The 14,417-nt window shown below is 43.2% G+C and carries 7 protein-coding genes; 5 read left to right on the top strand and 2 right to left on the bottom strand.

Features of this window, described 5'->3' with window-relative positions; genetic code table 11:
* Positions 1-155 precede the first annotated feature (155 nt).
* Together rpoC and rpoB are read right to left on the bottom strand one after the other, a co-directional pair.
* Complete coding sequence (gene rpoC / locus QZ565_RS03925) at positions 156-3,833, bottom strand: DNA-directed RNA polymerase subunit beta' (RefSeq protein WP_000228746.1); 3,678 nt, start codon at positions 3,831-3,833, stop codon at positions 156-158.
* A 38-nt stretch (positions 3,834-3,871) separates the two neighbouring features.
* Positions 3,872-7,477, bottom strand: a complete 3,606-nt coding sequence (gene rpoB / locus QZ565_RS03920; protein WP_120769758.1) for a DNA-directed RNA polymerase subunit beta — start codon at positions 7,475-7,477, stop codon at positions 3,872-3,874.
* An 888-nt stretch (positions 7,478-8,365) separates the two neighbouring features.
* Between rpoB and QZ565_RS03915 the strand changes: the two genes are divergently transcribed.
* The 5 genes from QZ565_RS03915 to QZ565_RS03895 form a co-directional block, all read left to right on the top strand.
* A complete protein-coding gene (locus QZ565_RS03915) occupies positions 8,366-11,410 on the top strand; it encodes an SrtB-anchored collagen-binding adhesin (protein WP_295525914.1) in 3,045 nt (1,014 codons plus the stop codon).
* Between the two features lie 235 nt (positions 11,411-11,645).
* Positions 11,646-11,972, top strand: a complete 327-nt coding sequence (locus QZ565_RS03910; protein WP_080821326.1) for a YdcP family protein — start codon at positions 11,646-11,648, stop codon at positions 11,970-11,972.
* Positions 11,973-11,987: 15 nt separating this feature from the next.
* Positions 11,988-12,371 (top strand): YdcP family protein, encoded by a 384-nt coding sequence (locus tag QZ565_RS03905; RefSeq protein WP_144209880.1) that lies wholly within the window; start codon positions 11,988-11,990, stop codon positions 12,369-12,371.
* Between the two features lie 96 nt (positions 12,372-12,467).
* Entirely contained in the window at positions 12,468-12,926 is a 459-nt protein-coding gene (locus QZ565_RS03900) for a VOC family protein (RefSeq protein WP_095905707.1), read from the top strand.
* A 90-nt stretch (positions 12,927-13,016) separates the two neighbouring features.
* Positions 13,017-14,417, top strand: a 1,401-nt coding sequence (locus tag QZ565_RS03895) for an FtsK/SpoIIIE domain-containing protein (RefSeq protein WP_295525902.1), incomplete at its 3' end; no start/stop codon positions are given.

The raw sequence follows: 14,417 nt of genomic DNA, 5'->3' as shown, positions 1-14,417 counted from the left end.
TCAGTTCTATCTACAAGCTCAAAGCAGTGCTTTGAGCAAACTGCGGCTAGTTTGCTCTTTGATTTTCATTGAGTATTATTTTACCACATTTCATGGAAAAATGGAGAAAGTTTTCAGAAAAGAGAAAGAGAACCCGAAGGCTCTCTCATTCTCTTTTATTCTACTGTTTCTTCCACAGTTTCAACGGCAGTATCCACAACTACTTCTGTTGTTTCTTCATTTCCTTCTTCCTCTACTGGAGGGTTAAGGTATTCTTCTTCGTTGATAGCATGTGGTTCAAGGTTACGGTAACGGGCCATACCAGTACCTGCTGGGATGATTTTACCGATGATAACATTTTCTTTAAGTCCAAGGAGATGGTCTTTCTTACCACGGATAGCCGCATCAGTAAGGACACGAGTTGTTTCCTGGAAGGAAGCCGCTGACAAGAAACTGTTTGTTTCAAGTGAGGCTTTGGTAATTCCCATAAGGACTGGGCGACCTGTCGCTGGAACTCCACCTGCGATAAGGACATCTTTGTTAGCATCTGTAAAGTCATTGATATCCATGAGGGTACCCATGAGAAGATCTGTGTCACCTGGATCCATGACACGTACTTTACGAATCATTTGACGAACCATTACCTCGATGTGTTTGTCACCGATTTCTACCCCTTGGCTACGGTAAACTTTTTGTACTTCACCAAGAAGGTAAGTTTCAACTGACAAGACATCACGGACTGCAAGGAGACGTTTTGGTTGGATTGAACCTTCTGTAAGAGCAGCACCACGAGCTACTTGGTCTCCAACTTCAACACGCATACGAGCGGTAAATGGAACGACATATTCACCTTCGCCAGTTTCACCCTTAACAAAGACTTTCTTAGTACGAGTTGATGCATCTTCTTCGATAGCCGTAACTTGTCCTTTAACCTCTGTGATAACCGCTTCCCCTTTAGGATTGCGGGCTTCAAAGATTTCTTGGACACGAGGAAGACCCTGAGTGATATCGGTATTTGAAGCAACCCCACCCGTGTGGAAGGTACGCATTGTAAGCTGTGTACCAGGTTCCCCGATAGATTGGGCAGCGATTGTACCAACTGCTTCACCAACTTCAACCGCATCACCAGTCGCCAAGTTGATACCGTAACAGTGACGGCAGACACCATGACGAGTGTTACATGTAAATACAGAGCGGATAGTCACTTCTTCCACACCAGCATTGACAATTTCACGCGCCTTGTCTTCTGTAATCAACTCATTTGGACCAATGATCACTGCACCAGTTTCTGGATGTTTAACAGTTTTCTTAGTGTAACGACCATTGAGACGCTCTTCAAGAGACTCGATCATCTCTTTTCCTTCTGCGATAGAGCGGATCAAGAGACCACGGTCTGTTCCACAGTCGTCCTCACGGATGATAACGTCTTGGGCAACGTCAACCAAACGACGAGTCAAGTAACCTGAGTCGGCTGTCTTAAGGGCCGTATCGGTCATACCTTTACGGGCACCGTGAGTTGAGAAGAACATTTCGAGTACTGACAAACCTTCACGGAAGTTTGAAAGGATTGGCAATTCCATGATACGTCCGTTCGGAGCAGCCATCAGACCACGCATACCGGCAAGCTGTGAGAAGTTTGAGATGTTACCACGGGCTCCAGAGTCCATCATCATAACGATTGGGTTCTTAGGATCTTGATTGGCAATCAAGCGTTTCTCAAGTTTTTCACGGGCAGCACGCCATTCAGCTGTAACGGCATTGTAACGCTCGTCGTCTGTGATCATACCACGACGGAATTGTTTGGTGATTTGTTCTACACGTTTGTGTGATTCTTCAATGATTTCAGCCTTGTCGTCAACGACTGGGATATCGGCGATACCCACTGTCAATCCTGCAAGAGTTGAGTGGTGGTAACCGAGGTTCTTCATGCGGTCAAGTAGGGCAGAAGTTTCTGTCGTACGGAAACGTTTGAAGATTTCAGCGATGATATTTCCAAGATTTTTCTTCTTGAATGGAGGGTTAAGTTCAAGATTGCTGATAGCTTCCTTGATATCTCCACCAAGTGGCAAGAAATATTTAGCTGGAACGCCTTCTGTCAAGTTGGCATTGTTTGGTTCTTGCAAGTATGGTAGACCCTCTGGCATGATGTCGTTGAAGAGGATTTTACCAACTGTGGTAAGCAAGACCTTGTGTTTTTGCTCTTCTGTCCAAGGCTTGTTGAGGCTGTCTGTTGCGATACCAACACGTGAGTGGAGGTGAACATAGCCATTGCGGTAAGCCATAACAGCTTCGTCACGGTCTTTGAAGACCATTCCTTCACCTTCACGACCAGCTTCTTCCATGGTCAAATAGTAGTTACCCAAAACCATGTCCTGAGATGGAGTAACAACTGGTTTACCATCTTTCGGGTTCAAGATGTGCTCAGCAGCTAGCATGAGGATACGAGCTTCTGCTTGGGCTTCTTCTGAAAGCGGTACGTGGATGGCCATTTGGTCCCCGTCAAAGTCGGCATTGTAGGCTTCACAGACAAGTGGGTGCAAGCGAAGGGCCTTACCATCAATCAAGACTGGCTCGAAGGCTTGGATACCCAAACGGTGAAGGGTCGGTGCGCGGTTAAGAAGCACTGGGTGTTCTTTGATCACTTCTTCAAGGATATCCCAGATACGCTCATCTCCGCGTTCTACCAAGCGTTTTGCTGCTTTGACGTTTTGCACGATATCACGTGCAACGATTTCACGCATCACAAATGGTTTAAAGAGCTCGATCGCCATTTCACGTGGCACACCACATTGGTACATCTTAAGAGTTGGACCAACGGCGATAACGGAACGTCCTGAGAAGTCAACACGTTTACCGAGCAAGTTTTGACGGAAGCGTCCTTGTTTACCTTTAAGCATGTGGCTCAATGATTTCAGTGGACGGCTACCTGGTCCTGTGATTGGACGACCACGACGACCATTGTCAATCAAAGCGTCAACCGCTTCTTGAAGCATACGCTTCTCATTTTGAACGATGATACCTGGTGCATTCAACTCAAGCAAACGAGCCAAACGGTTGTTACGGTTGATAACACGGCGGTAAAGGTCATTCAAGTCAGATGAGGCAAAACGGCCACCATCCAACTGCAACATTGGACGAAGATCTGGTGGAATAACCGGAAGGATGTTGAGAATCATCCATTCAGGTTTGTTTCCAGACTTGTAAAAGGCATCCAAAACATCCAAACGACGGATGGCTTTGACACGTTTTTGTCCAGTAGCTGTTTTCAACTCTTCTTTGAGTTCAGCAATTTCTTTTTCAAGATCTACTTGTTTCAAGAGGTCTTGGATGGCTTCGGCACCCATCTTGGCAACGAATGATCCATAACCATACTCACGCAAGCGCTCACGGTATTCGCGCTCTGTCATGATAGACTTGTGCTCAAGCGGTGTATCCTTGGGATCAATCACCACATAAGCCGCAAAGTAGATAACTTCCTCGAGGGCACGAGGGCTCATATCAAGGGTCAAGCCCATACGGCTTGGAATCCCCTTGAAGTACCAGATGTGAGATACAGGAGCTTTCAATTCGATATGTCCCATACGCTCACGACGAACTTTCGTACGCGTTACTTCAACCCCACAGCGGTCACAAACAATTCCTCTGTAACGAATGCGTTTGTACTTACCACAAGCACATTCCCAGTCTTTTGTAGGACCAAAGATAACTTCATCAAAGAGTCCTTCACGTTCTGGTTTCAAGGTACGGTAATTGATTGTTTCAGGTTTTTTGACTTCTCCATAAGACCATGAACGGACTTTGCTTGGAGAAGCTAGGGTGATTTGCATACTTTTAAAACGATTTACATCAACCACTATTTCTTCCCTTTCTATTCTAAGTGAACTGCTTATTCTTATTCAGCAGCTTCTTCTGTTGCTTCCGCTTTTGTTGCTTTTTCAGCTTCTTCAGCTTCAAAGGCTGCTTTAGCCTCTTGGGCTGCTTTTTCGCGGGCTTTTTCAAGGTCATCTACGTGGATGACATCTTCGTCCATTCCTTCATCCAAGTCGCGAAGTTCCACTTCTTGATCATCTTCGTCAAGGACACGCATGTCAAGACCAAGAGATTGCAATTCTTTGACAAGAACTCGGAAGGATTCTGGAACACCTGGTTTTGGAATTGGTTTTCCTTTTGTAATAGCTTCATAAGCTTTCAAACGTCCGTTGATATCGTCAGACTTGTAAGTCAAGATTTCTTGAAGGACATTTGAGGCACCGTAGGCTTCAAGAGCCCAAACCTCCATCTCACCGAAACGTTGTCCACCAAACTGAGCTTTACCTCCAAGTGGTTGTTGAGTAACGGTTGAGTAAGGTCCGACTGAACGCGCGTGCAATTTATCATCAACCATGTGGTGGAGTTTGATCATGTACATGACTCCGACAGAAACACGGTTATCAAATGGTTCACCAGTACGGCCATCGTAAAGGATCGTTTTGGCATCGCTATCCATACCAGCTTCTTTAACAGTTGACCAAAGGTCTTCAGAACTTGCTCCGTCAAAGACTGGTGTTGCGATGTGAATACCAAGAGTACGAGCAGCCATACCAAGGTGAAGCTCCATAACCTGACCGATATTCATACGTGATGGCACCCCAAGTGGGTTCAACATGATATCGACTGGAGTTCCGTCTGGAAGGTAAGGCATGTCTTCTACAGGAACGATACGAGAGACAACCCCTTTATTTCCGTGACGTCCGGCCATCTTATCTCCGACCTTGATCTTACGTTTTTGAGCGATGTAGACGCGAACCAGCATGTTAACACCTGATTGCAACTCATCTCCATTTGCACGTGTAAAGATTTTAACATCACGAACGACACCATCGGCACCGTGTGGTACACGAAGAGAAGTGTCACGCACTTCACGAGACTTGTCTCCGAAGATAGCGTGCAAGAGACGTTCTTCAGCTGAAAGGTCTTTCTCACCCTTAGGTGTTACTTTACCTACAAGGATATCGCCTTCTTTAACCTCAGCACCGATACGGATAATACCCATTTCGTCAAGGTCTTTAAGGGCATCTTCACCAACGTTTGGAATTTCGCGAGTGATTTCTTCAGGCCCAAGCTTTGTATCGCGTGTTTCTGATTCGTATTCTTCAAGGTGAACAGATGTGTAGACATCGTCTTTGACCAAGCGTTCGCTCATGATAACGGCATCCTCGAAGTTGTAACCTTCCCAAGTCATGTAGGCAACGATTGGGTTTTGTCCAAGCGCCATTTCTCCATTTTCCATAGAAGGTCCGTCAGCGATGAAATCGCCTTTCTCAACGACATCTCCAACTTTTACGAGAGTGCGTTGGTTGTAAGCAGTACCTGAGTTTGAGCGACGGAATTTTTGGATGTGGTAAACGTCCAATGAACCATCTTCACGACGAACTTCTACCTTGTCAGCATCTGCATAAGTAACTTTACCGTCATACTGAGCAATCACAGCAGCTCCTGAATCGTGGGCTGCTTGGTATTCCATACCAGTACCAACGTAAGGTGCTTTAGGATTAATCAATGGCACAGCCTGACGTTGCATGTTGGCTCCCATGAGGGCACGGTTGGAGTCATCGTTTTCCAAGAAAGGAATACATGCTGTCGCAACGGCAACTACCTGTTTTGGTGATACGTCCATGTAGTCAACAACATTAGCTGGATACTCTTGGTTGACCCCTTGGTGACGTCCCATGACAACTTTCTCAGCAAATGTTCCATCTTCATTCAGACGAGAATTAGCCTGTGCTACAGTAAATTCATCTTCTTCATCGGCTGTCAACCAAACGATTTCGTTTGTGACAACACCTGTTTCACGGTCAACCTTACGGTATGGTGTTTGAACAAAACCATACTTGTTCAAGTGTCCGTAAGATGACAAGTTATTGATCAAACCGATGTTAGGTCCTTCAGGTGTCTCGATTGGACACATACGACCATAGTGAGTGTAGTGCACGTCACGTACTTCATATCCAGCACGGTCACGTGTCAAACCACCAGGTCCTAAGGCTGACAAACGGCGTTTGTGAGACAACTCAGAAAGTGGGTTGTGTTGGTCCATGAACTGTGACAACTGTGATGAACCAAAGAATTCTTTAACCGCAGCTGTTACAGGACGGATGTTAATAATTTGTTGTGGTGTCAAGACTTCGTTGTCTTGAACAGACATACGTTCACGGACATTACGTTCCATACGAGAAAGTCCAAGACGTACTTGGTTAGCAAGCAATTCACCAACCGCACGAATACGACGGTTTCCAAGGTGGTCGATATCATCTACACGGCCAAGCCCTTCAGCCAAGTTGAGGAAGTAGCTCATCTCAGCAAGGATATCTGCAGGAGTGACGATACGAACCTTGTCATCTGGATTGGCATTACCAATAATAGTTACAACACGGTCTGGATCAGTTGGTGCAACAACCTTAAATTTTTGTAGTACAACTGGCTCTGTTACTACGGCCGCATCATTCGGAATGTAGACAATCTTGTTCAAGTCGCCATCCAAATGGCTTTCAATGCTTTCAATCACGCTACGAGTCATGATTGTACCAGCTTCTACCAAGATTTCTCCAGTTTCAGGATCTACCAATGGCTCAGCAATGGTTTGGTTGAGCAAACGTGTTTTAACATTGAGTTTTTTATTGATTTTGTAACGACCGACAGCTGCCAAGTCATAACGACGTGGGTCAAAGAAACGAGCTACAAGCAAGCTACGTGAGCTTTCAGCAGTCTTAGGCTCACCTGGACGAAGGCGTTCGTAAATTTCTTTCAAGGCTTCGTCTGTACGAGAGTCCATTGGGTTCTTGTGGATATCTTTTTCAACAGTGTTGCGAACCAATTCGCTGTCACCAAAGATATCAAAGATTTCATCATCACCTGAGAAACCAAGCGCACGAACCAAGGTTGTAAATGGAATCTTACGAGTACGGTCAATACGAGTGTAGGCGATATCTTTTGAGTCGCTTTCAAGTTCCAACCAAGCTCCACGGTTAGGGATAACCGTTGAACCGTAGCCCACTTTACCGTTTTTATCTACTTTGTCGTTAAAGTAAACACCTGGTGAGCGGACCAACTGAGATACGATGATACGTTCACCACCATTGATGATGAAAGTACCCATTTCTGTCATGATTGGGAAATCACCAAAGAAAACTTCTTGGGTCTTGATTTCGCCTGTTTCTTTATTGATCAAGCGGAAGGTTACAAAAATTGGTGCTGAGTAGCTAGCATCGTGGATACGAGCTTCTTCTAGCGTATATTTTGGTTCCTTGATTTCATATCCAACGAATTCCAACTCCATTGTGTCTGTGAAGTTTGAAATTGGCAATACATCTTCAAACACTTCCTTAAGACCATGGTCTAGGAAATCTTTGAATGAATCAGTTTGAATTTCAATCAAATTTGGTAAGTCAAGAACTTCTTTGATTCTTGAAAAACTACGACGGGTACGATGTTTCCCGTATTGAACGTCATGTCCTGCCAAGATGATTCTCCTTTGTAAATAAGTTCCAAGCCTTGTCAATCAGGCTTTTCTAATCGTCATATGGTTTTAAAAACCCCTATCACCGTGTCCCTTTGATGAATTTTCAGAATCTTTAAGTATTTGTTACAAACACTCGAAATACTGAAAAAAAGCACAAAAAGAGCAGCTAAATCTGACTTTTTCAGAAGATTTAACTGCTGTGAGCCTTGTCTGGACAATATTTCAGACAAAACCTACGACAAATGATTATTTACATTATACCCTATTAAGCTAGATTTTTCAAGGGGATTAACGAATTTTTGACAAAATCTTTTCCTATAAAAAATTAAATTCAACTTTCACTTTGCAAAGTTCATTTTTAGTTTAATTGCTCAATACAAAATATAGTAAATTACGATTTTCCTATTTTATATTAGGCTGTTTTTCTTGACTTTACTAGGGTTTTGTTTTAATATATATGTATAAATATATAGGGAGGTTTATGATGAATATCTTGCTTTCTAAGACTGAACAAGATTTGCTATTCTTATTGGAAGAATTAACCAAACGCCATGATTGGATAGAATTGTCCGTCTTGGCTGAGAAGCTGAATTTTTAAATTATAAAAACACAATAAAAATCTGATTATCCGCTAAAACACAGTATCTATCAGCATTTTCAAGGAAACAAACACATCAATTTACTACTTATTTACTACTAACGAATGAGCCTTGATACGCAAGTTTTCCTAGATATGCAAAGATATGGTACAGCACATCAGTATTGAAACAAGAAAAAATTGAATAACTTATAGACTATGGAACGCCTAAAATGACGTTCCTTTTCTATTTCCAGCCGTTCTTATTGGACGGCTATTTTATTACTCAAAATGAAAGGAGCATTAGATTTATGAAAAAGACATGGAAACGATTGTGTACGGGCTTCTTAGCTCTTGCGACTGTCGTTACTGCTTTACCGACTACACCCGTTCATGCAGAAAGTAAGCAATACTGGACGGAGTCAAAAGAGCGTGTCGGTATCGTTGAAAAAGTAATGAATGACGGTTCGATTGGTTCTACCTTTAATGAGGGACATTTGACCGTTGAGGGCGAGGACGCTTACTGTATTGACATCAACACAGACTTTAAGAATGGTTACAAGACCAGAGCTGACGCAAGCTCACGCATGAGTACCGACCAGATAAGCGACGTTGCCTTATCTATCGAATATGTAAAACAGTACACAGACAGCCACAGCGGAATAAGCAAAAATCACGCTTACCTTTTAAGACAGATTGTAGTCTGGCAGAGATTAAGCGTACATCTTGGCTGGCAATGTGATAACGTGCGAGCTTCTTATGATGAAATTCCAAAGGCTACGCAGGACGAAGTTTTCTCTGGTGCAAAAGCCTTTGTCAAAGAGAATAAAGGACGCTATGAATGTGGCGGTTATATCTACTCTGGCGAGGGGCAGGAATTAGGGCAATTCTGGGCGAAACTGAATGTTGGAAATACGAAACTGCAAAAGGTTTCCAGTAATACCAGCATTACAGACGGTAACGGGAATTACTCTATTGCAGGTGCGACCTATGGTGTCTTTTCTGATAAGGACTGCACGAAACAGCTTGCCACCCTTACGACTGATGAAAACGGAGATACAGATATTGCAGAGGTAAAAGCAGGGACAGTTTATATCAAGGAATTATCCGCACCAGCAGGATATAAAGTGGATAAAACAGTCTATCCATTGACAATCAAAGCTGGCGAAACAGCAACCTTGAACGTATCAGATACACCGAAAGTAACGGACACTTTGATTGAGCTTTTCAAGATTGATATGGAAACACAGAAAGACAATCCGCAAGGGAACGCTTCTTTAGCAGGTGCGGAATTTACATGGAAGTATTATGCAGGCTTCTATAATAAAGACAATCTCCCTGCCGAAGCTACTCGTACATGGGTTACAAAGACAATCGCTGAAACAGACAGCGACGGGACAACTCACTACATCACAAAATTAGCGGACGCATACAAGGTATCTGGCGACAGCTTCTATATGCAGGACGGCAAGTCGGTTCTTCCACTTGGAACGCTAACCGTAGAAGAAACAAAAGCTCCAAACGGTTACTTGTTAGACGGTGCGTATATGCAGGCTGGCGATAAGTCCGAACAGATTAAGGACTTATATGTAACACAGATTACCGAGGACGGCGACCTTGCCGTATTGACGGGAAGTAACCATTTTTCCGTATCAGATAAAGTTATCCGTGGCGGTGTGAAAATTCAGAAACGAGATTTAGAAACGGGCGATACCAAACCACAAGGAAGTGCCACTTTGAAAGATACTGCCTTTGACATCATTTCCTTAAATGATCATTCTGTATTGGTTGAGGGCAAGCTCTATAAGAAAAATGAAGTCGTAAAAACTATTCGTACAGACATTGAGGGTATCGCTTCTACTTCTGCCGACCTTTTACCTTATGGAAAATTCCGTATTGTTGAGAGTGAAGCTCCCGACGGTTACTTAACTGACGGTGCAAAACCGATTGACTTTGCAATCACAGAAAATGGAAAAATCGTGGACTTAACCGACGAAGCTCATTCTATCTACAATCAGATTAAGCGTGGAGATATTGAGGGTGTAAAAATCGGTGCAGGCACACATAAGCGTCTTGCTGATGTTCCCTTTAGGATCACAAGCAAGACGACGGGAGAAAATCATATTGTTGTAACTGATGATAACGGGCAGCTCTCCACTTCTGCCGACTGGGCTTCTCACAAGCATAATACTAACGCAGGCAAGACCAGTGAGGACGGTGTGTGGTTTGGGACTTCTGAACCAGACGACAGCAAGGGTGCATTACCTTATGATACCTACATCATTGAAGAATTACGCTCTGAAAGCAACAAAGGTTTTGAACTTATCCCACCTTTTGAAATCGTGGTATCAAGAAATAATCTTGTGATTGATTTAGGAACGCTGACTGATGAATACGAAAAAGAAATCTCTATTCATACCACAGCGACCAGCAAAGACGGCGAAAAGACTATCCTTGCAGGAAAAGAGGTTACAATCGTTGATACTGTCAAATTGGACGGACTTACAAAAGGCACAAAATACCAGTTAAAAGGCTGGCAGATGTTAAAGGAAGAAAACGCTGAGCTTATCATTGACGGAAAGCGTGTAGAAAATGACTATACTTTTATCGCTGATGATGAGGAAATGAAAATAGAAATTACATATACATTCAATGCGTCCGAGCTTGGCGGTAAAAATCTGGTAACATTCGAGGAATTATACGATTTGAGCAATCCAGACGAACCCGTGAAAGTTGCGGAACATAAGGACATTGAGGACGACGGGCAGACGGTACTTATCACAGAGCGTATCATCAAGATACATACAACCGCTACCGATAAGGACGGCAACAAAGAGATTGAAGCAGGAAAAGACGTTACAATCATTGATACCGTAACCTTAGAGGGCTTAGAAGTCGGTACACAGTACAAACTTGTGGGCTGGCAGATGTTGAAAGAAGAAAATGCAGAGCTTCTTATCAATGGAAAGCGTGTAGAAAGTGATTATACGTTTACCGCTGACAGCGAAACTATGAAAGTGGAAGTTGCCTTTACCTTTGACGCTACTTCTCTTGACGGCAAACAGCTTGTAACTTTTGAAGAATTGTACGATTTAAGCAATCCAGACGAGCCGAAGAAAGTTACCGAGCATAAGGATATTGAGGATAAGGGACAGACGATTGCCTTTAAGGAAAAACCAGAAGAACCAGAGAAACCCGAAACACCACAGACACCAGAAAAGCCTAGCAGACCGAGCGACAGTCCCAAAACGGGCGATAACACCAACCTTTACGGACTGCTTGCACTTCTTATGACTTCTGGTGCTGGACTGGCAGGTATCTTCTTCTATAAACGCCGTAAAATGAAGAAATCATAAGGCGGTAACAGTATGAGAAAAGGAAAATCACGCTCTCCGCTGATAACGTATCGGAAGACTTCCGCTTATTCTGGCTTGTCTGCCAACAACCTGCAAGAACACGGATAGTCAAGGGTGCGAAGCATTGATTTTACCCTTTACTATCTGTGGGATTGCTGGTACTTTCCAAACCGCCAGAATAAGAAATCACAATCAAAAAACTTATCAAATATAGAAAGAAACGAGGTAAAACAATATGGAAATGAAATATGTCGTGCCAAATATGGCACAGTCTTTTGGAACTCTTGAATTTGCAGGCGAAAGCGAGCCTATCTTTGAAAGGGATAAAAACAACCGCAAGGTTATAGCCAGACGAAGCTATAACCTTTATTCTGACATACAGAAAGGCGAAAATGTTGTGGTGGAAATTCCCGTGCAGGCTGGCGAAAAGCATTTCAAGTATGAGCAGAAAGTAAAACTTGTCAATCCGAAGTTATACGGCAGAGGTTACGCAATCGGGGATATGGGACATACCGATTATGTGTTAGTTGCTGATGATATTGTAGCAGTTGAAGAAAAGTAAAGGAGTGAAGAATTTATGAGATTATCAAACGGGTTTGTTATTGACAAAGAGAAAACATTTGGAGAATTAAAATTTACAGCGGTGCGTGATGTGTTCTTGCAGAACGAGGACGGAACACCGAGTACACAGCTTAAAAAGCGTATCTATGATTTGAAGTGCAGTCTGCATGGTGGAATTATCCCCGTGTCTGTACCGCCAGAAGTACCGTTAAGGGAATTTCCGTACAATGCAGTCGTGGAACTTGTCAATCCCGTAGCCGATACTGTATCACGAAAAACCTATACGGGTGCAGATGTGGACTGGTATGTAAAGGCAGAGGATATTGTATTGAAGAATAAAGTCAACCAGAACGCAGGCAGTTCACAAAACTCTACACCGCAGGGACAGCCGAAAAAATAGGATTGCTGAATAGATTTTCATTGTAGCGGATATATGGAACTGTTATAATATGGATATGAAGAAATGAACAAATTGAAACTTATGGAGGTAACGGAAATGAAATTAAAAAATCCTATGCTGGTGGTAACAGATATAGACAAATCAGTTGAGTTTTATAAAAAGGTTTTCGGGCTTCATGTGATTATGGATTTTGGAGCAAATAAAACTTTAACGGGCGGTTTGGCTTTGCAGACAGTTGAAACATATAAAGATTTTATCGGGAAAAGCGATATTTCTTTTGGTGGCAATAACTTTGAAATTTACTTTGAAGAAGATAATTTTGATGAATTTGCGGATAAGCTGAAAGAATGTGATGTTGAATATGTCCACCCTATTGTAGAACATTCATGGGGACAGCGTGTTGTTCGTTTCTATGACCCAGATAAACATATTATCGAAGTTGGCGAGAACATGAAAATAGTATGCAAGCGTTTCTTAAACAGTGGAATGACACCAGAACAAGTAGCAGAACGCATGGACGTACCTATGAAATTTGTCAATGCCTGTATGCGTTAAATCCCAGTTTGACAATTTCATATCCTCACACAAAGCAGTTAGTCTTAGGATTGACTGCTTTTTTCGTACCCAGAAAGGAGTGATTGATTTATGCGTATGATTTGGAACAAAGGACACCGTATCAGAGCCAGCGACAAGCACCTTGTCTATCACTTTTCCATAGGGACGCTTCTGTTTGTATTCGTAGCGGTTCTCCTGCTACTGAATATCAAACAGCTCATACGTACCGATTGGGAGCATTTCAGCTTGTTAGAGAATGGCTTGACGCTTTCCCCTTACAACTTCATAACCATACTGGTAGCGATTGGTGTTTGTGCATTGGTCGCTTTTCTGTATTACCGTTTCTGTTACGACGATTTCAAGAAGCTCCTGCACCGTCAAAAGCTGGCAAGAATGATACTGGAAAATAAGTGGTATGAAGCCGATACTGTACAAGACAGCGGTTTTTTTACTGACCTGCAAAGCAGATCAAGGGAAAAAATCGTCTGGTTTCCAAAGATTTATTATCAAATGGAAAAAGGACTGCTTCATATCCGCTGTGAAATTACGCTGGGGAAATATCAAGACCAGCTTTTACGGTTAGAGGATAAATTGGAAAGTGGCTTGTATTGTGAGCTGACCGACAAGACCCTGCATGACGGCTATATCGAATATACTCTGCTTTATGATATGATAGCGAACCGCATTACCATTGATGAAGTACGGGCAGAAAATGGCTGTCTAAAGCTGATGAAAAATCTTGTCTGGGAATATGACGCACTCCCCCACGCTCTGATTGCTGGTGGGACTGGTGGCGGTAAAACCTATTTTCTGCTGACGCTCATTGAAGCCTTACTGCATACCAACGCTGTCCTTTATATCTTAGACCCGAAAAACGGTGACCTTGCAGACTTAGGGACAGTTATGGGAAATGTGTATCATACCAAAGAAGAAATGATAGATTGCGTCCATGCCTTTTATGAGGGCATGGTACAGCGAAGTGAGGAAATGAAACGACACCCGAACTATAAGACTGGCGAAAACTATGCCTATCTGGGACTGCCACCCTGCTTTCTTATCTTTGATGAATATGTAGCATTTTTTGAAATGCTGGGGACGAAAGAAAGCGTAAGCCTGCTTAGCCAGTTAAAGAAAATCGTTATGTTAGGGCGACAAGCAGGATATTTCCTTATCGTTGCCTGCCAGCGTCCAGACGCAAAGTATTTCTCGGACGGTATCAGAGATAACTTCAATTTCCGTGTGGGACTTGGGCGTATCAGTGAATTAGGTTACGGTATGCTGTTCGGTTCAGATGTGAAAAAGCAGTTTTTTCAGAAGCGTATCAAGGGGCGTGGCTATTGTGATGTGGGAACAAGCGTCATAAGTGAATTTTACACGCCTTTAGTCCCAAAAGGACATGATTTTTTGCAGACTATCGGCTCTCTTGCACAAGCAAGGCAGGACGGGCCGGGGACGTGCGAAGCGCAAGGCGACGGCCACGACGAGCACGCG

Source organism: uncultured Streptococcus sp., from assembly GCF_915066115.1.
Lineage (GTDB): Bacteria > Bacillota > Bacilli > Lactobacillales > Streptococcaceae > Streptococcus.
The sequence above is the reverse complement of the archived record's forward strand: the minus strand, read 5'-3'. Positions and strand labels throughout refer to the sequence as shown.